The sequence below is a fragment of the Brachybacterium muris genome (assembly GCF_016907455.1).
Lineage (GTDB): Bacteria > Actinomycetota > Actinomycetes > Actinomycetales > Dermabacteraceae > Brachybacterium > Brachybacterium muris.
Genome location: NZ_JAFBCB010000001.1, coordinates 2,696,908 through 2,716,540 on the forward strand (window position 1 = coordinate 2,696,908; position 19,633 = coordinate 2,716,540).

Here is a 19,633-nt window from a genome sequence, read left to right on the forward strand (position 1 = left end):
GCACAAGAGGACGCGGAGGTCACCCCGATGAAGATCCTTCGGGTGCTGAACAACAACGTCGTCCTCTCGCGCGACGCCTCCGGCCGGGAGGTCATCCTCACCGGCCGGGGGCTCGGCTTCCAGAAGCAGCCCGGGCAGGAGGTGGACCCGCGTGCGGTGGTTCGCACCTTCGTGCCCACCGATGGCCGGGACCCCGACAACCTCGCCACCGTCCTGGCCGCCCTCGACCAGGACGTGGTGCGCGCGGTGGTCCTGGCGATTTCCGAGACCCAGCTGGAGCCTGCCGAGTCCACCCAGCCCACCCTCGCCATCGCGGTGGCCGACCACATGGCCCAGGCGCTGAAGAGGGAACGAGACGGGACCCGTATCGACTACCCGCTGCGGGCCGAGGTGCAGACCCTCTACCGCGAGGAGTACGACAAGGCGGCGCGCCTGCTGGCTGCGATCAACCACCACATCGACCCTCCCCTGCCGCCGACCGAGGCCACGGCACTGGCCCTGCACCTGGTCAACGCCGGGTTCAGCTCCGGGGACCTCTCGTTCACGTACACGATGACCGGTGTGATCCAGCAGATGCTGACGGTCATCTCCGAGCGGTACGGGATCCCCGCCGAGCGCGACTCGATCAGCGGGGCCCGTTTCATCACCCATGTGCGCTACCTGTTCGTGCGGGTCCATCAGCACCGCCAGCTGACCCGGCAGGACTCGGTGATCGGGGAGAGCATCCGCACCGCCTACCCGGAGGCGACCCGTACCGCCCGCCAGCTCGCCACCATCGTGGAGGTGCGCCTGGGGACGGCCCTGACCGAGGACGAGGTGTCCTACCTCGCCCTGCACGTGGCCCGCATGACCTTGGACGCCGAGACCGACGAAGTCCGCTGATGCCGGGCGCACTCGGCCCACTACCCTGGGAGCCATGACGCCGACCCCCGCCCCTGAGCCCCGCCAGGTCTCCGAGACCTTCGATCCCTCGCGCTGGCGGGAGGTGACGGCGGCCGAGCACGGTGGCCCCGCCTTCACCGACATCACCTACCACCGGGGCGTGCAGCGCAGCGACGCCGCCACCGGCCATGACCTGCCGGTGGTGCGCATCGCCTTCGACCGTCCTGAGGTGCGCAACGCCTTCCGCCCCCACACGGTGGACGAGCTGTACCGGGCGATCGACCATGCCCGCCTGGACACCGGGGTGGGTGTGGTGCTGCTGACCGGCAACGGCCCCTCCCCCAAGGACGGCGGTCGCTCGTTCTGCTCCGGCGGCGACCAGCGGATCCGCGGCCGCGCCGGCTACGAGTACGCCGACGCCGAGGAACTGGGCGAGACCGACCAGGTGCGCACCGGCTCCTCCGGTCGCCTGCACATCCTGGAGGTGCAGCGCCTGATCCGCACCATGGGCAAGGTGGTGATCGCCGTGGTCAACGGCTGGGCCGCAGGCGGCGGCCACTCCCTGCACGTGGTCGCCGACATGTCCATCGCCTCCCGGGAGCACGCCCGGTTCAAGCAGACCGACGCGAACGTGGGCTCCTTCGACGGCGGCTACGGCTCCGCGTACCTCGCCAAGCAGGTGGGGCAGAAGCGGGCCCGGGAGATCTTCTTCCTGGCCGAGGAGTACTCCGCCCAGGACGCCTACGACTGGGGCGCCGTGAACCGCGTGGTGGACCACGCCGATCTCGAGGACGAGGCGCTGCGGATGGCCGCGACCATCGCCACCAAGTCCCCGCAGGCGATCCGGATGCTGAAGTTCGCCTTCAACCTGACCGACGACGGCCTGATGGGCCAGCAGGTGTTCGCCGGGGAGGCCACCCGATTGGCCTACATGACCGATGAGGCTGTGGAGGGGCGCGACAGCTTCCTGGAGAAGCGCGACCCGGACTGGTCCCGGTTCCCCCACCCCCAGGGCTGACCGGGCCGTGGCGTCTACCGACCTCTCATGGCTGCGGCCCTCCCCCTACGACGCCTCCGCTGGATCGCTGGCCGAGCACGCCGAGGCAATCGGGGCGGTGATGGCGGGCAGGGCCCGGCTGTGGCTGGGCCCCTTCGACCCGCCCGCGGCTCTCCCCGCCGGCTTCGAGGACACGGCGCTGGTGGTGCCCACCTCCGGCTCCACGGGGGCGGCGAAGGCGGTGGCCCTGTCCCGGCAGGCCCTGCTGGCCTCGCAGGACGCGACCGCCTCGCTGATCGGCAACGGCTTCTGGCTGCCGCTGCTGCCTCCTACGCACATCGCCGGTGTGCAGGTGCTCGCCCGCGCCCACCGCACCGCTCAGGTCCTGGACCTCGATTCCCCTGCCCTGCCGATTCCGCTGCCGGACCTGCGGGGTCACTTCGACTCCGCGGCCTTCGTGGCACTCGCCGAACCCGCACTCGACCAGGCCCGGGCGGCGGGACTGCCGGCGCTTACCTCCCTGGTGCCCACCCAGCTCACCCGCATCGTCACCGGGGCCACCGGGGCCGACGCCAGAGCACGCGCCGTCCTGCGCGGTTTCTCCGCGGTGCTGGTGGGAGGGGCGGCGACGCCCCGGGAGGTGCTGGCCCGCGCGCGGGGGCAGCGGATCGCGGTGCGCACCACCTACGGCTCCTCCGAGACCGCGGGTGGCTGCGTGTACGACAGCGCCCCCCTGCCCGGGGTTCACCTGCGAATCGATGCCCCCGATGCCGAGGGCGCCGGCCGCCTGGTGATCTCCTCCCCCACGCTGGCTCTGGGATACCTGTTCGCCGACGGGACGGGGCAGGTGATCGGCGATGCGTTCGCCACCTCGGACCTCGCCACGCTCGGCCCGGACGGTGACCTGACGGTGCTGGGCCGTGCGGACGACGTGATCATCACCGGCGGCCGCAAGGTGCTCCCGCAGGACGTGGAGCGGGCCATCGATCGTTCGCTGATGCTGCGGGGCCTGGTGCGCACCGCGGTGGTGGTCGGGGTCCCGGATGCGGAGTGGGGCAGCCGGGTGGAGGCCCTGGTGACGATGGAGACGGGAGCGGTGGCCGAGGCCTCCGATGTCCCGGCCCTGGTGCGCTCGGCACTGCGCACCACGGAGGTGCCCTCGTTCATGATCCCCAAGCGGGTGCACGTGGTGGAGGAGCTGCCCCTGCTGGGGATCGGTAAGATCGATCGGTCCGCCGCCGCGCGGATCGCCGCCGGTATCTGACCCGCTCACCGTCCCCCGGCGCCTGGTACGGGCGCCTGACCCAGCACTTCCCGGAAGGACCGCCGTGGCCACCGTCTCCCAGTGGATCGAAGGGGCACGCCCCCGCACATGGCCGGCGGCCGTGGCACCCGTGGCCGCCGGCACCGGGGCAGCCATCTGGCAGCTGCGCAGCATCGGCGAGCTCGACGCCGGGATCGTGGCGACGGTCGTGCTGCCCCGGGCCCTGCTGGCCCTCGCCGTGGCGCTGGCCCTGCAGATCGGCGTGAACTACGCCAACGACTACTCCGACGGCATCCGCGGCACCGACGACGACCGGGTGGGCCCGTTCCGGCTCACCAGCTCCCGGGCGGCGGCACCGGCCACCGTCAAGCGGGCCGCGATCGGTTCGCTCGCTGCGGGGGCCGTGTTCGGGGTGGTGCTGATCGCCGTGGCCGGCATCTGGTGGGCGCTGGTGGTGGGTGCGGCCGCGGTGGCCGCCGCTTGGTTCTACACCGGCGGGAAGAAGCCCTACGGGTACCTGGGGCTCGGCGAGCTGTTCGTGTTCGTGTTCTTCGGACTGGTGGCCGTCAACGGCACCGCCTATGCGATCACCCTGCGGTTCGGGTGGGTGGCGCTGCTGGCCTCGATCGCGATCGGACTGCTGGCGGTGGCGATCATGCTCACCAACAACCTGCGCGACATCCCCACCGACACCGTGGCCGGCAAGCGCACCCTCGCGGTGCGGCTGGGCGATCGGGGCACGCGGCTGCTGTTCGCCGCCACGATGCTGCTGCCGTTCGTGCTGATGGTGCCGGTGATGGTGGTGCAGTGGCCGGTGGCGCTGGTGCTGCTGGCGCTGCCGTTCGCGATCATCCCGGCGCGCACCGTGCTGCGCGGGGCCGCCGGCCGGGACCTGATCCCGATGCTGGGGGCGTCCGGGAAGCTCGAGCTGCTGTTCTCGCTGCTGCTACTGGCGGGCCTGGTCCTCTGATCCCTGGTCGGTGGACTGCTCAGCGTCCAGCAGGGCGTCCTCCTCCTGGGCGTCCTCGTCCACCACGGGGCCGCGGCGCTCGCGACGGCGATCGTCGGCCGCCTTCCACCGCATGGCCGCGCGGTCGCGCACCTTGTCCAGGAACAGGATCGACAGCAGCATCGAGATCAGGGCCGCCAGCACGCCAGCCAGCATCACCCCGACCCCGGCCAGGGTGAGCAGCCACCAGATCACACCGAACAGGGCGAGCCGGAGCACGGCATAGACGACCATCTCTCGCATGCCTCCAGGGTAGGTCCCCGCTCCGACCCGCCACGACGCGAGCACGGACAGCGCGATGCGGATCATGCCCGCGTTGCCCGTCCCGACCGACGATCAGACTCGTTGCCTAGACTTCGCCCATGTTGCGCGCTATTCCGGCCATCCTCTCCGTCGCCATCGCGATCTTCGCGCTGGCGGACTGCATCCAGACGGAGGACGACAAGGTGCGCGGGCTGCCGAAGTGGGCCTGGATCGTGCTGATCGTGCTGATCCCCTGGATCGGGCCGATCACCTGGCTGCTGGTGGGCAAGGACCGCACCGGCGGCACCGGCCGACGGGCCGGACGTGGTGCACCGCAGCGGGGTGGCCCGCTGGCTCCCGACGAGGACCCGGAGTTCCTGCGCAAGCTCGACGAGGACATCCGTCGGGAGCGTCGCGAGAAGGAACGCCTCCGGCGCGAGCGGGAGGCCCAGGAGTCCGCAGGTGGAACCGCACCCGACCAGCCGGGCACGAGCGCTCCTTCTCCCGAGACCGAGGGTCCCGAGGATCCCCAGCATCACTGACCCGGTCGGGAGGGCGTGGATCAGGCGTCCGACGAGGCCCGGACTGCCCGGTCCTCGGAATGGGGACCGCTCAGCTCCCCGCGGCGGTGACGCACGATGAAGGTCGCGACCAGCAGCACGATGATCACCAGGCCCGCGTACCCGAGGATCGGGTAGACGGTGCCGATCAGCGAGCTGAAGCCGATGGCAGACAGCAGCACGGCCAGTGCACCGGTGAGCACGGCGACCAACCAGTTGGGCAGCTTCGTGATCGGGCCCGCCTTGCGGAACCGTTCCACGGAGCCGAACAGGCAGGACACGGCGGTGGTGAACTGCGCCAGCAGCAGCACGATGGTGTACACGACCATGGCCCAGGGGGCGATGGTGGCAGCGAGCTCGACCATCGGCAGGTCTGCGGTGCCGACCACGGCGGCGTTGGCCGACAGCGCCCACACCATCGCACCTGCCATCACGCCGATGCCCAGCGCGCCCAGCAGCGCACCGGAGAACAGGGTGAGACCGCCCTTGGACTCCTTGCCCACGGGCGCGAACACCGCGTACACGAGCTGGATGTTGAAGGCGACGTAGAGCACGCCGGAGAGCATCCAGTTGTTGATCAGCGGGGAGGAGTTGACCATGTCGGCCGCCGCCTGCCCGGTGGAGGGACCGGCGTTGACGATGGCCCAGGCGGCCACGCCCACGGCCACCACGATGATCAGCGGCACCACGATCTTCTGGACGATCACCAGTCCGCTAGTGCCGGCGAGGATGCTCACCACGCACACCGCGGCCATGATCGCCGAGCCGACGATGGCGGGGATGCCGGTCTGCAGCTCGATGGCGGCACCTGCGCCGGCCAGCATGATCACCAGGGTGCCGAAGAGGGACACGGTGATGGAGAGGTCCACGAAGCGGGTGGGCCAGCGGCTGTCCACGGGGTTGACCAGGTCGTGGATGTCGTCGGTGCGCAGCCGGTGGGCGAGCCACAGCACCGCCCAGCCCAGCAGGAAGAACAGGACGGTGGCGATCGCGAGCGCGATGGGCCCCCTCACGGGGCCGAAGCTCACGAAGTACTGCAGGATCTCCTGGCCGGAGGCGTAGCCGGCACCGATGGTGGTGCCGATGAAGGTGGCGCCGATGCTGAATATTCGCCTCGCTGGGGTCCGCTGATCGAGGGTTCGGGTGCCACGTCGCTGCCGTAGCGGTGGCGTCGTTCGGGACCACCAGTGGTGTCGTTGGGGCCGCTCTGTCTACGCTCCTTCCGCCGTGTGTATAGGGCACGCGGCGGAAGGAGCAATCTGGAATGGTACGGAAGATCAGGGCGAAGCTGGTGCTCCAGCTGCGCGCAGAAGGTCTGTCGGGGCGAGCGATTTCGTCCTCGCAGGGCATGTCCCGCAAGTCCGTGAGGGCGGTGTTCGAGGCCGCTGACGCTGCAGGGATCGGGTGGGGCGATATCGCGGACGTCGCCGATGAGCAGGTGTATGCCCGGTTGTTCCCGGGCCGGGGCGAGCACGAGAGCGTGTTCGCACAGCCGGACTGGGAACAGGTCCATCGAGAGATGGCCAGGGTCGGCGTGACGCTGAAGCTGTTGCACGGCGAGTACTTCGACGCGACCACGGCGGCTGGGGATCCGGCGATGGGGTATGACCGGTTTTGCCGCACCTACCAGCACCACGTCATGGTCACCGGTGCCGCTTCGAGAGTCGGTCACAAGGCCGGCCAGAGCGTGGAGGTCGACTGGTCCGGCCCCACGATGGAGCTGGCCGATCCGGTCACCGGCGAGGTCTCGAAGGTGTTCTTGTTCGTTGCCTGCCTGCCTTTTTCTCGTTACGCGTTCTGCTTCCCGGCGCTGGATATGCGCCAGGAGTCCTGGCTGCGAGCGCACGTAGCGATGTTCGAGGCGCTGGGCGGGACGGTCCCGAGGATCGTTCCGGACAACCTCAAGACCGGTGTGGTGAAGCACCCCCGCGAGGGCGAGATCGTCCTGAACGATGCGTATCGCGAGATGGCAGCGCATTACTCGGCGGCGGTGCTCCCGGGGAGGGTGCGGAAACCGAAAGACAAGGCGAGCGTGGAGAACACCGTCGCGCACGTCGCGACCTGGGTCATCGCCGGGCTGCGGGATCAGCGATTCACGTCCCTGCCCGAACTTGCAGCCGCCATCGGGCAGCGGATGGAGGCCTATAACGCGGAGCCGTTCCAGAAGCGGCCCGGATCCCGCGCCAGCGTGTTCGACGCGGAGGAGCGGCCGCTGCTGACGCCGCTGCCGGCGGTGCCCTACGAGATCTCGACATGGCACTACGGACGACGAGTGGGCAGGAACGGGCACGTCACGTTCGCGCGGAACTTCTACTCCGCGCCGTTCGCGCACATCGGCGCGAAGGTCGATCTGCGCATCACGGCCCGGACGCTGGAGATCTATCAGGGCAGCCAGCGACTGACCAGTCACCTGCTGCTCCCGGAGACCGCGAGCAATGAGTACCGCACCAACGACGCGGACCTACCTGCGGGCGAGCGTTTCCAGGCCTGGGACGCGCAGAGGGTGCGGGCGTGGGCAGATCGGGTCGGGCCGGCCACGGTGATCGTGATCCAGCGGATCTTCGAGTCCGTGCCGATCGTGGAACAGGGCCTGGATCCCGCGTTGGCGGTGCTACGGCTCTCTCGCCGCTTCTCCGTAGATCGGGTCGAGGCGGCCTGCGCACTCGCGCTGACGGGACGGGTCCGTTCACCGCGCTATGCGCATCTGCACCCGATCTTGGCCACCGGGCAGGACAAGGTCGCCGCCCTGCGTCCACCCCGCGAGGAACCCGCGGAAGACGGCGGATACGTCCGTGGCGCCGACTACTACGCCGGAGGTGTCCGGTGAGCGTGATCGATAACGACACGAAGCGGAAGCTGCGCGAGATGGGCGCGACCGCGCTGCTGGACGCGATCGATGCCCAGGATGAGGCTCACGTGCTGGGGATGTCGTTCCAGGAACGGCTCCAGCTGATCGTGGACGAGGCGCATTCCATCTTCAATCATGGAAAGGTCGAGGGTCTGATCCGCCGGGCGGGGCTGCGTTATCCCGGAGCGGACCTGCGGCGGCTGGATCTGGTCGAGGAACGGGGACTGAACCGGAACGTGATCGCGCAACTGGCAACCTGCTCCTTCATCCAGCGGCAACAGAACGTGGTCTTCCAGGGCTTCACCGGCTCAGGGAAGTCCTACCTCGGCTGCGCGCTGGCGAAGCAGGCCTGCCAGCACCGGCTCCGAGCCCACTACATCCGAATGCCCGACCTCGAAGAGGCCTGGGCCCTGGCAAAGGACAAGCCGCAGGGCCAGACGAAGTTCCTGCGGAAGTACTCCACGTTCTCGCTGCTGGTGATCGACGAGTGGCTGCTGGACCATCCTGACGAGGGAATGCGTTCGATGCTGCTGGAACTGCTCGAGCGCCGCTATGACACCGGCTCGACCGTGTTCTGCACCCAGTACCCGAAGAAGGACTGGCACGCCCGGCTCGGTGGAGCAGTCCACGCCGATGCGATCATGGACCGCATCGTGCACAACACAATCTGGATCGACACCGGCGACAGGAACATGCGAGAACACACCGCACTGCCCCAGTGACCCGATGCCGGCGGGAGCCAGTGGTCCCCACCGCGGCGGCTACTGGCCCCCGTCGGCACGATCGGCGGTCCCCAAGAGCAAGATTCGGTGGCTCCCACGACTACGAATACTCACGATGCCGAAGGCGCCGACAGCGGAAGGCCTGCGCAGGCCGGCACCGGTGCCGCGAGCACTGGTGGCGGTGGTGGTGGCGGGGGCGCTAATGCGCGCACTCCGTCGACGCAGGGACAGTGGAACATCGTCATTGAGGTTCTCCGTTACGAGGGACCGCGAAGCGGGGGCACCCCGAGGCTCATGCGGTCGGGCTGACGGGGGTTCTGCTCACCATAGAACCGCCGTGACAGACAGACCAAACCGAAGTGTCAGAACACTTGATCGCAGGGCCCCGAACACGAGCGGATCGCGGCCCTCGCCTTGAGCGTCTGCCCTGCTCAGAGCCCGGAGTAGGAGTGCAGGCCGTTGATCACCGTGTTGACGATCGTGTAGTTGAACACAACGGCGACAAAACCGGCCAGTGCCAGCCATGCCGCACGGCTGCCGCGGAAGCCACCGGTGGCGCGGGCGTGGAGGTAGGCCGCGTAGATCACCCAGATCACGAAGGTCCACACCTCCTTGGGGTCCCAGTTCCAGTAGCGGCCCCAGGCCTCACGGGCCCAGATGGAGCCGAAGATCAGGGTGAAGGTCCAGCACACGAAGCCCACCGAGTGGATGCGGAAGCTCAGGCCCTCGAGGGCCGTGGAGGCGGGCAGGCGGTCCAGCACGTGCCCGAACCGGCCCCAGTGCTCCCGAGAGGCATCCGGGGCGTCGACGGTGCCGGCGACGGCGCGCTCGTGCCGGGCCTGGAGCAGCTGCATCCCGGCCACCACGGCACCGAGGATCGACAGGGCGGTGGCCAGGATCGCCACGCCGATGTGGATCACCAGCCAGTGGGAGTTCTGCAGGCTGGGGGTGAGCTGGGCCGCGGGCACGATCCAGAAGCGCTGGGCGATGAACAGCAGCAGCAGGATCGGCCCCACCACGAAGGTGCCCAGCACCCGCAGGTCACGGCGCCGGATGGAGAACACCAGGAAGCAGACCATCACCAGGGCGGCGCTGGTGACGGCGAACTCGTACATGTTGGTCCACGGCACGCGCTCGGTGGCGACGGCGCGCAGCACCACGCCGATCGTGTGGGCGACAGTGGCCGCGGTGGAGATCAGGAAGGCGAATCCCTGAGCGGACAGGGACCGCGGGGCTCCGGCGGTGTCAGCGCTCCCGGCCCCGCCCGAGGGGTGCCCGCTGAGGTCCGGGGAGGCGTCCCCGGGGACGCCGGGGACATCGCTGCCCGCGACCGCCGGTGCGCCGGCTCCCACCGGTACGGCCTGGCGCTGTTCGGCCTGGGCGGCCTGCTCCGCGCGGCGGGCCTCCTCGGCGGCGATGCGGGCATCGCTGCGGCGGGCGGTGGTGGCGGCGAGGTCGGCGGTGAAGCCGAACAGGGCCAGCACGTACAGCACGATGGCCACCACGATGAGGAGGTTGGAGACCTCGGCGAGCTGCTGATCGATCACGAGGAACGACCTCCTGGGGTCGGGTCGGGGGCTGCGTCGTCGGTCGTGGCGGCGCCTGGCTCACCGCGGGGGTGGTCAATCGAGGAGGATAGCCGCTGTACCAGGGAGTGCACGTCGTCCTCGAGGGAGGGGTCCTGGCTGCGGGCCAGACCCGCGACCTCCATCACGGTGGTGCCGCCTGTCTCGCGCACCCGTACCCACATGCGGCGGCGGGGTACGAACAGCGAGAGGATCAGGCCGGCCACCGCGGCCAGGGCCGAGCCCAGCAGCCACGGCTCGAAGGGATTGTGGGCCACGTCGAAGGCGGCGTAGCGGCGGATCCCGTCGAAGGACAGGGTGGAGCCGTCGGGCAGGTCGATGGCCTCCCCGGGGGCCAGGCGGATCAGCACCGGGTTGCCATCCTGGCCGGTGAGAGGCTCCAGCTGGGAGATGTCCACCTCGTACACGTTGCGGGGCACGCCCTCGTCCAGGCCCAGGTCGCCCTGGTGCACTGTCACCGCGATCTGCGGGTCCACCAGGGCCGGGAACACGGAGTGCGGGCCCTTCTCGTCGATCACGCCGGTGGGCAGGAAGTAGCCCACCACGGCGGTCTGCTCCGGTCGGGCGTCCGGGGCCTTGATCACCAGCTGGGAGGTGTAGCCCATGTCCCCGGTGGGGACGGTGATGACGGGCCCCTCGGCCACGACGGTGCCCTCGGGGTCGCGCAGGGTGATCTCGGGGGCGTAGCCGTTGCCCAGCAGGTACATGGAGGCACCGGGCACGTGCAGGGGCTTGTTGACCTGCAGGGTCTGCTCGAAGGGCTCCTGGCCGGGGGTGGTCACGTGCACGTCGGCCTCGAAGCTGAGCGGCTGGCCGACGGTGGGAGAGTCGGGGGCGGTGTCGTACTCGGCGCGGAACTGCTCCAGGGTGAAGCGGAACTCGGGCAGCTCCGCGGGGTCGAACCACCCACCAGGCTCGAAGGAGTCGTACTGGGTCAGCGAATTGGAGAAGCCCGCGCCCTCCACCACCGTGATCTGGCCGCGGTAGCTGGTCAGGGAACCGACCGCCACGCACACCAGCACGCCCACCAGTGCGATGTGGAACAGCAGGTTGCCGCTCTCGCGCAGCAGTCCCCGCTCGGCGGTGACCGAGGCCGAGTCGCGCTCCTGGAGGCGCTCGGTGCGGTAGCGGGAGCGGCGCAGCTGGGCGTGGGCACGGCCCAGGAGCTCCTCGGCGTCCACGCCCGGTAGCTCGGTGCGGGTGTAGCCGACGAAGCGGGTGAGCTTGGCGGGGGTCCGCGGGGGCTTGGCCCGCAGCTGCTTCAGGTGCACCCCCACCCGCGGGACGATGCAGCCGATCAGGGAGATGAACAGCAGCAGGTAGATCGCCGAGAACCACGGCGAGGAGAACACGTCGAAGAAGCCCAGGGAGTCCAGGAACTCACCCCAGCTCCCGTTCTGCTCCAGGAACTGCTCGGTGAGGCCGGGATTGACGTTGCGCTGGGGGTACAGGGAACCGGGGATCGCGGCGATCGCCAGCAGCATCAGCAGGATCAGGGCCGTCTGCATGCTGGTGAGCTGGCGCCACAGGAAGCGCAGGGTGCCCATCAGGCCCAGGGAGGGGGCGGCGGGGCGGGTCCTCCCCGTCGTCGGCTTCTGGTCGGTCATCACACCACCGGCTCGAAGGTCGAGATCATGCCCTGCAGCTGGTTCATCCAGGTGGCCCACTGCCCGGTCAGCAGCAGCACCCCGATCACCACCAGCAGCGCACCGGAGAGCAGGCCGATGGTGCGGCGGTGGCGGCTGAGCGCGCGGCTGAGGCCCAGGGCGCGCTCGAACAGCAGGGCGAACAGCACGAAGGGCAGCCCGAGTCCCAGCGAGTAGGCCAGCGCCAGGATGCCGCCGCGCACGGCGGCCCCGCTGCCGGCGCCGCCGTCGAGGCTGAGCGCGATGATGGCGGCGTAGGTGGGGCCGATGCACGGGGTCCAGCTGAGGCCGAAGACCAGGCCCATCAGGGGTGCTCCCAGCAGCCCTGCGTCTGGTCGCTTGCTGGACACCTTCCGGGTGCCGCTGAGCTGGGGGAACACTCCCATGAACAGCAGGCCCATCAGGATCACGATCACCCCGGCCACGCGGTTGATCCACACCGCGTACTCCTGCAGCAGGTAGCCGACGGCGCCGGCGAAACCGCCCAGCAGCATGAACACCACGGTGAAGCCGGCCACGAACAGGGCGCTGCCGACGAGCATGCGGCCCTTCGAGGGGGCCTTCGGCGTGCGGGGCGCCTTCGGGCCGACGGCCGCGGTGGCGCTCTGCCCGGCCAGGCCCGAGACATAGCCCAGGTAACCGGGCACCACGGGCAGCACGCACGGGGACAGGAAGGCGACGATGCCGGCGGCGGCGGCGACGGCGATGGCCAGCAGCAGGGACCCGGACAGTGCTGTGGCCTGGAACGCTTCCCCGATCTCGGCGGTGATCATTCGGCCAGGACCCGGTCCAGCATGGCCCGCAGCACGGAACCGTCGGCCGCTCCGGAGATGCGGGCGGCCACCCGGCCCTCGCGGTCCAGCACCAGGGTGGAGGGCACCGCATTGGGGGCGACCTGCCCGCGCAGTGCGTACATGATCTGGGCGTCCGTGTCGGGCAGGGAGGGGTAGGTGATGCCGTAGTTCTGCTCGAACGCCTGGGCGGGGCCGGCGGCGTCACGCACGTTGACGCCCACGAACTGCACGCCGTCCTCGGCGTACTCCTCGTTGATGGCCTGCAGTTCCGGGGCTTCCTTGCGGCAGGGCGGGCACGCGGCGTACCAGACGTTGACCACCAGCACCTCACCGCGCTGATCGGCGGCGGCGAACTCCTCGCCGGTGTAGGTGGTGCCGGTGAAGTCCAGGGGCTCGGCCCGGTCCTCCGGCGGGATCTCGGTGGTCACGCCGTCGCCCCCCACGTACCCGGAGTCGTAGCGGTCGGAGGTGTCGGTGCCGCAGGCGGCGAGCAGCGCGGCTGCGGGCAGCAGTCCGAGGGCGCCCAGCAGGTGGCGCCGGCCCGGGGCGCGGCGGGGGGTCATGTGAGCTTGCCCCCGGTGGCGTCGACGGCCCCGGCCACCAGGTGGGCGGCGGGCTCGGCGTAGTCCACGCCGGACAGGTGCGGGCCCACGAAGCGGAAGCTGGTGACCGAGCACAGCGAGCACTGGCGACGGCGCGGGTCGTGCGGGAGCGGCTTGCCCTCGGCGCTGCGGCGCACCAGCCAGATCGGCAGCTGGTGCAGGACCAGCACGGCCTCGTGCCCCTCGGCCTCCGCGCGGGCCTGGTGCATGGCCTCGGTGACCCGCGCCACCTGTTCGCGGTAGGGCTCGCCCCAGGAGGGGCGCAGGGGGTTCAGGAACCAGCGCCAGTTGCGGGGATCGCTGAGCTTGGCGTCGCCGTGGCCCATGCGCTGGCCCTCGAAGCGGTTGCCGGACTCGATCAGTCGCTGATCGGTGCTGACCGGCAGCTGGTGGGCCGCGGCGATGGGGGCGGCCGTCTGCTGGGCGCGCAGCAGCGGCGAGGACCGCACCAGGGCGATGTCCCTGTCGGCCAGGTGGTCGCCGACGCACTGCGCCATCTGCTCCCCGCGTTCGGACAGCCGGTAGCCCGGCATCCGCCCGTACAGGATGCGGTCGGGGTTGTTCACCTCGCCGTGGCGCACGAGGTGGACGGTGGTGGTGGTCATGGGTGCGGGTTCCTCCAGAGGCTGAGCGGGCCCACGGTACCAACCGAAGCTCCGAGTCAGTCGGTGCTGGAGCGCTCCGTGTGAGCGGACGGACGGCCCAGCGCCACAGGCGCGTCGGCGGGGATGGTGCGGCCCATGATCCGGCCGAGCTCCAGGAAGTCCTCGTGGCCCACCACGTCCAGCAGCAGCTCGCGCACGGAGCGCACGTGGGCGGGGGCGGCGCGGCGCAGGAGATCGGCGCCCTGGGCGGTCAGGTGGGCCTGGCGCCCGCGGCCGTCCGCGGAGCAGCGGGCCCGCTCCACCAGGCCTCTCTTCTCCATGCGGGTGATGGTGTGGGTGAGGCGGGAGCGGGAGTGCACCACCTGGTCGGCCAGGTCGGACATGCGGATGAACCCGGCCTCGGCCTCGGACAGCCGCACCAGGATCTCGTACTCCCCCAGGGTCAGGTCGATCTCGGGATCGGCTTCCAATGCCATGGAGAGCCGATCGGTCATGAGGGTGGTGGCGTAGAGGAAGCGACGCCAGGCACCCTGCTCGACCTGGCTGAGCCACAGGCCCTCGGGGGTGGAGACGTCAGGGGAGGTGCCCGGCTGCGACGACACGGGCGAGCTCCCATCAGGGATGGACTGCATCACATACTCCTGGTTCAGTGGGGGCGGGCGGTTGCACCGACCCCGAGTATAGTTTATGTTTCAAGCATGCTTCGGCACCCACACCGGGTGCCGCTCGGTGCCCCACCCCGGGGCGCCGCCCCGTCTACTGAAGGAGACACCCCATGAGCGAGCAGTTCGACGGCCTCACCCCCGGCGTCTGGACCCTGGACCCCGCACACACCTCCGCGAGCTTCACCGTGCGCCACGCCGGCATCTCCAAGGCCCGCGGCCGGTTCGGCGACGTCGAGGGCACCCTCACCGTGGGTGAGGGACAGGATCTCAGCTTCAAGGCCGTGATGAAGACCGCTACCATCAGCACCGGCAACGAGGACCGCGACAACCACCTGCGCAGCGGCGACTTCTTCGACGTGGAGACCTACCCGGAGATCACCTTCGTCTCCACCAAGGTCGAGGGCGATGAGCTGCACGGCGAGCTCACCATCCGCGACACCACCCGTCCGGTGGTCCTGGAGTTCACCTACGAGGGTGCCGCCACCGATCCCTTCGGCGTGTACCGCGCGGGCTTCACCGGCGAGACCAAGATCTCCCGCAAGGAGTTCGGCCTGACCTGGAACGCTGCCCTCGAGACCGGCGGCGTGCTGGTCGCCGACGATGTGCGCATCTCCATCGAGGCCGAGTTCACCGCTCCCACCGCTGCGTGAGTCGCTGGGTCTGCAGGATCCACTGGACCTGCTGACCGGCTGATCATGCGCCTCTGAGCCGGCGCACCGCCCCCTCGGTGCGCTGTCGACGGGCCGCCCGCCTTCCGGCGAGCGGCCCGTCGTGCTGTCTAGCCTCCACCCGCACCGGCGGCGTCCCTCCCGCCCTGTACGCCTCGATAGGGTTCCCCCATGGCCGACCGTCGTATCCCCGCCCCCGCCGATCCGGACGCCCGCGTCCTGTACCTCACCCGCACTGGCTGCCACCTGTGCGACGAGGCGCTGCCGCTGGTGCGCGCCGAGGCCGATCGCGTCGGCACCGCGGTGGAGGTGCGGGACATCGACGAGGACGAGACCCTGCGCCGCGACTGGGACTTCGATGTCCCGGTGATCATCGTGGACGGGAAGCTGCACGCCCGGTACCGGGTGGACGCCGAGCAGCTGCGCGCGGCGCTCAAGCTGCCGCTGTGGCGACGCCTGCTGCGCCGAGACTGAGCCCGCCCACCCCGACTTCTGGGCGCTGCGTGTGACCTGACGACGCGGAACGGGCTCGAGGCGGCAATCCGCGCCCATTTGTTGGGGTGACACGAAGTGGTCTGCAGTGCCGGGATGACGCGGTGTGCGGTGCCGGGGATGATCCACAGCGCTCGGTAGGGCGACAAAGGACCACCACCTGACCGGGGGCGACTGTTCCCCATACAGAACACAGCGGCCCCCGCCCTGATGGGCGGGGGCCGCTGTTCTCACGCTGCGCTCACTTCTTGTTGCGGCGCTGGTGACGAGTCTTGCGAAGCAGCTTGCGGTGCTTCTTCTTGGCCATGCGCTTACGACGCTTCTTGATGACAGAACCCATAGGTGCCTCAGTTCTGCAGGCTAGAGCCTGCGGGTGGTCCAGCGGTGCGGGAGTGCGCGACCCGTGGTCCGTGCCTCAGCGCTGCTGCGCGGGCGTGGTCACGGGCATGCGCCACGGTCGACGCATCATTCTACACGCCACCTCAGCGGGACTCCCCCGCCGCCAGTGCGAGATCGCTCGCAGCGGCGGCGGCGCGGTCCAACTGCTCCTGCACCGGGTCCACCACCAGGTCGTCGGCCACGTCCCGTACCCGGGTCAGCAGCACCCGGCGGGCCCGTCGGCGGTGCCAGGCACCGGTCATCGCCGCGAGCGCCGCCCCGGCGATGCCCAGCAGGATGCCCGCTGCCACCCCCAGCACGATCAGGGCGGTGGGCAGCGGGATCGGGATCCACAGGCCCTCGAGCATGGGCAGCGGCAGGGGCGGCACCCCGAAGAACACCAGGGCGGCGTTGATGGCCAGCCAGCCCAGTCCCACCACCCAGGTGAGCAGGGCCAGCCACTGCAGCACGTCGAACACCGGCCACCACCAGGAGGTGGCGCGGCCGCGCAGGTCGGCCTCGGCCACGGCCTGGTCCAGGGCGTCGGGCAGGGTCTCCTCGTGGGAGCGGGCGGCGCGGCGCACCGCGGAGCGCCAGGGATCGGTGCCCCCGGCGGAGGCGGAGTCGGCGAAGGCCCTCACCCCACCGGAGGCACGGGCGCGGGTGCCGGCGTCGGGCTCCGGCAGGGAGGTGCGCTCCAGCCCCTCGGCGTCGCGTTCCTGCCCGATCCCCAGGCGGCGCAGGGGGTCCGCCCGGAAGCGGCGCAGCCATCGCAGCGGCGGCCAGCCCACGCGGCCACCGGCGCGGTAGCGGTAGGAGGCGCCGACGGCCGTGGCCACCGGCTCCACGCGGGCGGCGACCGCGAGGTCTGCGACCAGGGTGTCCACGGTGGAGTCGTCCACCCGCTCGTCCAGGCCCTCGGGGTCGGCGGCGGTGCGCAGGCGCCGGGCGGCATCGGCCACGTCGGCGCGCTGGCGGGAGGCAGCGGCGTCGCGGGTGCGGGCGATGTCCAGCAGGTGGGTGCGCAGCTCCTCCAGGCCCTCGCCGGTGGTGGCGGAGGCCGCGAGCACCGGGGCGGAGGTGAGGCCGTCGGCCCGGGCGATGCCCTGCAGGGAGGCCACCACGGCTTCCCGCTCATCGGGCCGCACCCGGTCGATCTGGTTCAGCACGAACACGGTGACGGCGTCGTGGCTGGCGAAGCGCTGCACGAACTCGCGGTGCAGCACCGCATCGGCGTACTTCTGGGGATCGGTGACCCAGACGATCACGTCCACCAGGCCCGTCATCCGCTCAGCCACGGCACGGTTGTCGGTCTGGACGGAGTCGAGGTCCGGCAGGTCCAGCAGCACCAGGCCCGGTGGTACTTCCTGGTCGGCCGCGTGGCGCCGGCGCCCGGAGGCGGGGGCCTTGCCTGCGAGCTCCAGGGCGGTGCCGGTGCCGTCGAGGTGGTGGCGGTCCGGCACTCCCAGCCAGTCCAGCAGTTCGTCCGAGCCCACCTCCCCCAGCACCGCCGCGACGGGGCGGGCGGTGGTGGGGCGGCGCACCGCGGCCTTGCTCACCTCGGTGCCCACCAGGGCATTGACCAGGGAGGACTTCCCGGAACCGGTGGCGCCGAACAGGCCGATCACGGTGTGCTCGGCGGAGAGGGCACGACGGCGGTCGATGCGCTCGATGATCTCTCGGGCGGAGTCCACCTCCCCGGAGGGGGCCACGTCCTCCAGCACCTCGACGGCACGGTCCAGCGCGTCCAGGCGCTGCACCAGGGGGACGGCGCGGTCCTTGCGCCGACGCGGGCTCATCGGGGGTCCTCGGGAAGGTCCCCACGGTCCTCGCGGATCTCGTGGGCCAGGGCCTCCAGCGCGTCGGCGTCGGCTTCCATCGCCTCGGCGCCGCCGATGCCGGCCAGCTCGGCCAGGCGCTGCTCGAAGGGTGCGGAGCGACCGGCCACCAGGGCGTCCAGTCGGGTGGTGAGGCGCTCGCGGGCGATGCGGGCCATGCGGCGCACCGCCTCGTCGCCGAAGATGGTCTCCAGCAGCTTTTGGCCCACCACGGCGGTGCCGGCGCCCACCCCCACCTCGAGGCCGGTGGGGATGAAGGCGGTGGAGGCGAACACGGCGATCATCAGCGCTACACCCACCACGTTCACGCCCAGGGACATCAGGCGGGCCTTGGTGCGACGGTCCGCACCCTCCTGGCGCACCAGCTCCAGCACATCGCCCTGCCAGGCGCGCACGGCTGCGGCCACCTCCTCCGCGTATCCGTCGGGGATGCGGGAGAGGTCCTGCCCCTCGGCGAGGTGGCGACCGGCGGCGGTGGCCCGCCAGGACTGCTCGGCGCGCTCGGCCCCGCGGGCGGTCTCGTCGATCACCACGGCCACCAGGGAGGTGCCGAGCGCCTGTTCGGCGGCGACCGAGGGGGCGGGCTTGCCGCTGAGCATCCCGCCGATGCGGTCGCGCATGCGGCCCACGAAGGTCTCGACCCCGCGGAAGAACTCGCCGGTGCCCACCACGTCCTGCCAGCGGGCCAGCACCTCGCCGCGCAGCAGGGAGCCGTCGCCGATGGACTCCTCGATGCGGTCGCGGGCGTCGGCGAAGGCCGCCACCACCTCGCCGTGGAGGCGATCCCTCTCGGCCTCCTGCACGCGGGCGTGGGCGGCGATGTCGCGGGCGGATCCGGCCAGTCGGCCGACGGCCCCGGCCAGGGTGCGGCGGGCGATCGCGCCGCGGCCCTCGGCGTCGGCCGCGAGATCGCGCAGGTGCCCCGTGAGCTCGCCGACGGCGGCGGCGGGCAGCATGCCCCGCTCGTCCACGTCGCTCTCGGCCACCAGGAACAGGTGGGCCACCTCGATGCCCTCCCGGTCCAGCATGGCGCGCAGGTCCGGACCCAGCTCCTCGGCCACCCCGGGGCGGTCGGGGATGCGGTTCATCACCACGGCGACGGTGACGTCGCGCTCGGCGGCGGTGCGCAGCACCTCCCACGGCACGGCGTCGGCGTAGCGGTTGGCGGTGGTGACGAACAGCCACAGGTCCGCGGCGCGCAGCAGCTGACGGGCCAGCTCCCGGTTGCCGGTGGAGACGGAGTCGATGTCCGGGGCGTCCAAGATCGCCAGGCCCCGCGGGATGGAGGGCTCGGCGCGCAGTTCGAGACTGGTGGCCGCGGCCTCCTCGCCGCTGGTGGAGGGGGCACCGTCGGGACCGACGGCGGCCAGGGCCTCCTGCGCGGCCACCGGCTGCCCGTCACCGCGCACCCGGGCCAGGCCCGGCAGGATGCGGGAGCCGGCGAACCAGGCGGAGTCCTCGGGGTGGTGCAGCAGCACGGGGCGACGGGTGGTGGGGCGGATCGCACCGGTCCGGCTGACCGGATGACCCACCAGGGCGTTGACCAGGGTGGACTTGCCGGCGCCCGTGGAGCCGCCCACCACCACCAGCAGCGGGGCGTCCAGGGATGCCAGGCGCGGGGCGACGTGGTCGGCCAGCTGCGACAGCGCGCCGGAGACCTCCGCCCGGGCCTGCTGGGCCCCCTCGATGGGCAGCGGCAGCTCGAGAGCGCGCAGGTCCTTCGCGAAGGTACCGAGCACGGTGGGCTGCTCGATGCTGTGGGTCCCGCTGCTGATTCCGAGGTCTGTCATTTCTTCCCCGTCCTACGGTGATGTGACCGGCTCATTGTGGCAGG

Annotated in this window: 20 protein-coding genes; 9 read left to right on the forward strand and 11 right to left on the reverse strand. The window is 71.0% G+C overall.

The features are described 5' to 3' along the window. The first annotated feature begins 27 nt into the window (after positions 1 to 27). The 4 genes from JOD52_RS12590 to JOD52_RS12605 all read left to right on the forward strand — a co-directional run bounded on the left by JOD52_RS12590 (position 28) and on the right by JOD52_RS12605 (position 4,113). The gene (locus tag JOD52_RS12590; RefSeq protein WP_204410318.1) at positions 28 to 882 is read left to right on the forward strand and encodes a PRD domain-containing protein; all 855 of its coding nucleotides are present in this window, start codon (positions 28 to 30) and stop codon (positions 880 to 882) included. 34 nt (positions 883 to 916) lie between these two features. Further along, positions 917 to 1,900, forward strand: a complete 984-nt coding sequence (locus JOD52_RS12595) for a 1,4-dihydroxy-2-naphthoyl-CoA synthase (RefSeq protein WP_204410320.1) — start codon at positions 917 to 919, stop codon at positions 1,898 to 1,900. Between the two features lie 7 nt (positions 1,901 to 1,907). Next, entirely contained in the window at positions 1,908 to 3,143 is a 1,236-nt protein-coding gene (locus tag JOD52_RS12600; protein ID WP_204410322.1) for an AMP-binding protein, read from the forward strand. Between the two features lie 64 nt (positions 3,144 to 3,207). After that, positions 3,208 to 4,113 carry a 1,4-dihydroxy-2-naphthoate polyprenyltransferase gene (locus JOD52_RS12605; RefSeq protein ID WP_204410324.1) on the forward strand — a complete coding sequence of 302 codons (906 nt, stop codon included), beginning with the start codon at positions 3,208 to 3,210 and terminating at the stop codon, positions 4,111 to 4,113. Here JOD52_RS12605 and JOD52_RS12610 read toward each other — a convergent pair. Next, positions 4,090 to 4,395: a DUF4229 domain-containing protein gene (locus JOD52_RS12610; RefSeq protein WP_204410326.1), complete on the reverse strand. Its 306-nt coding sequence runs from the start codon at positions 4,393 to 4,395 to the stop codon at positions 4,090 to 4,092. The two genes, JOD52_RS12605 and JOD52_RS12610, sit on opposite strands and share 24 nt — an antisense overlap. A 119-nt stretch (positions 4,396 to 4,514) precedes the next feature. Here JOD52_RS12610 and JOD52_RS12615 point away from each other — a divergent pair, with 119 nt between their 5' ends. Further along, positions 4,515 to 4,937 carry a PLD nuclease N-terminal domain-containing protein gene (locus JOD52_RS12615; protein ID WP_017824474.1) on the forward strand — a complete coding sequence of 141 codons (423 nt, stop codon included), beginning with the start codon at positions 4,515 to 4,517 and terminating at the stop codon, positions 4,935 to 4,937. Positions 4,938 to 4,957: 20 nt separating this feature from the next. Here the strand turns inward: JOD52_RS12615 and JOD52_RS12620 are convergent, their stop codons facing one another. Next, positions 4,958 to 5,983 carry a YkvI family membrane protein gene (locus JOD52_RS12620; RefSeq protein ID WP_204410327.1) on the reverse strand — a complete coding sequence of 342 codons (1,026 nt, stop codon included), beginning with the start codon at positions 5,981 to 5,983 and terminating at the stop codon, positions 4,958 to 4,960. A gap of 236 nt (positions 5,984 to 6,219) precedes the next feature. Between JOD52_RS12620 and istA the strand changes: the two genes are divergently transcribed. Together istA and JOD52_RS12630 are read left to right on the forward strand one after the other, a co-directional pair. Further along, a complete protein-coding gene (istA, locus tag JOD52_RS12625) occupies positions 6,220 to 7,782 on the forward strand; it encodes an IS21 family transposase (protein ID WP_204408388.1) in 1,563 nt (520 codons plus the stop codon). Further along, on the forward strand, positions 7,779 to 8,525 hold the full coding sequence (locus JOD52_RS12630; RefSeq protein WP_338124028.1) for an ATP-binding protein: 747 nt from the start codon (positions 7,779 to 7,781) through the stop codon (positions 8,523 to 8,525). The genes istA and JOD52_RS12630 overlap by 4 nt, the downstream gene beginning before the upstream one ends. Before the next feature lie 431 nt (positions 8,526 to 8,956). On the opposite strand, the gene ccsB is transcribed toward JOD52_RS12630, so the two are convergent. Genes ccsB through JOD52_RS12660 form a run of 6 tightly spaced genes read right to left on the reverse strand, consistent with a single transcriptional unit; the run spans position 8,957 to position 14,390 of the window. Next, positions 8,957 to 10,072 (reverse strand): c-type cytochrome biogenesis protein CcsB, encoded by a 1,116-nt coding sequence (ccsB, locus tag JOD52_RS12635; protein ID WP_204410329.1) that lies wholly within the window; start codon positions 10,070 to 10,072, stop codon positions 8,957 to 8,959. Further along, positions 10,069 to 11,718 (reverse strand): cytochrome c biogenesis protein ResB, encoded by a 1,650-nt coding sequence (gene resB, locus JOD52_RS12640; RefSeq protein WP_204410331.1) that lies wholly within the window; start codon positions 11,716 to 11,718, stop codon positions 10,069 to 10,071. The genes ccsB and resB overlap by 4 nt, the downstream gene beginning before the upstream one ends. Beyond that, on the reverse strand, positions 11,718 to 12,530 hold the full coding sequence (locus JOD52_RS12645) for a cytochrome c biogenesis CcdA family protein (protein ID WP_204410333.1): 813 nt from the start codon (positions 12,528 to 12,530) through the stop codon (positions 11,718 to 11,720). Before JOD52_RS12645 ends, resB begins: the two co-directional genes overlap by 1 nt. Beyond that, on the reverse strand, positions 12,527 to 13,114 hold the full coding sequence (locus JOD52_RS12650; RefSeq protein ID WP_204410335.1) for a TlpA family protein disulfide reductase: 588 nt from the start codon (positions 13,112 to 13,114) through the stop codon (positions 12,527 to 12,529). Before JOD52_RS12650 ends, JOD52_RS12645 begins: the two co-directional genes overlap by 4 nt. Then, positions 13,111 to 13,758: a histidine phosphatase family protein gene (locus JOD52_RS12655; protein WP_017824468.1), complete on the reverse strand. Its 648-nt coding sequence runs from the start codon at positions 13,756 to 13,758 to the stop codon at positions 13,111 to 13,113. Before JOD52_RS12655 ends, JOD52_RS12650 begins: the two co-directional genes overlap by 4 nt. A 56-nt stretch (positions 13,759 to 13,814) precedes the next feature. After that, positions 13,815 to 14,390, reverse strand: coding sequence for a MarR family winged helix-turn-helix transcriptional regulator (locus JOD52_RS12660; protein WP_204410337.1), 576 nt, complete (start codon positions 14,388 to 14,390; stop codon positions 13,815 to 13,817). A gap of 143 nt (positions 14,391 to 14,533) precedes the next feature. Here JOD52_RS12660 and JOD52_RS12665 point away from each other — a divergent pair, with 143 nt between their 5' ends. Both JOD52_RS12665 and JOD52_RS12670 read left to right on the forward strand, forming a co-directional pair. Continuing rightward, the gene (locus JOD52_RS12665; protein ID WP_204410339.1) at positions 14,534 to 15,073 is read left to right on the forward strand and encodes a YceI family protein; all 540 of its coding nucleotides are present in this window, start codon (positions 14,534 to 14,536) and stop codon (positions 15,071 to 15,073) included. 189 nt (positions 15,074 to 15,262) lie between these two features. Beyond that, entirely contained in the window at positions 15,263 to 15,565 is a 303-nt protein-coding gene (locus JOD52_RS12670) for a glutaredoxin family protein (protein WP_204410340.1), read from the forward strand. 259 nt (positions 15,566 to 15,824) lie between these two features. On the opposite strand, the gene JOD52_RS12675 is transcribed toward JOD52_RS12670, so the two are convergent. The 3 genes from JOD52_RS12675 to JOD52_RS12685 all read right to left on the reverse strand — a co-directional run bounded on the left by JOD52_RS12675 (position 15,825) and on the right by JOD52_RS12685 (position 19,589). Continuing rightward, on the reverse strand, positions 15,825 to 15,923 hold the full coding sequence (locus JOD52_RS12675) for a 30S ribosomal protein bS22 (RefSeq protein WP_003792170.1): 99 nt from the start codon (positions 15,921 to 15,923) through the stop codon (positions 15,825 to 15,827). Positions 15,924 to 16,065: 142 nt separating this feature from the next. Then, a complete protein-coding gene (locus tag JOD52_RS12680; protein WP_017824464.1) occupies positions 16,066 to 17,760 on the reverse strand; it encodes a GTPase in 1,695 nt (564 codons plus the stop codon). Next, the gene (locus tag JOD52_RS12685) at positions 17,757 to 19,589 is read right to left on the reverse strand and encodes a dynamin family protein (protein ID WP_204410342.1); all 1,833 of its coding nucleotides are present in this window, start codon (positions 19,587 to 19,589) and stop codon (positions 17,757 to 17,759) included. Before JOD52_RS12685 ends, JOD52_RS12680 begins: the two co-directional genes overlap by 4 nt. Positions 19,590 to 19,633 lie beyond the last annotated feature (44 nt).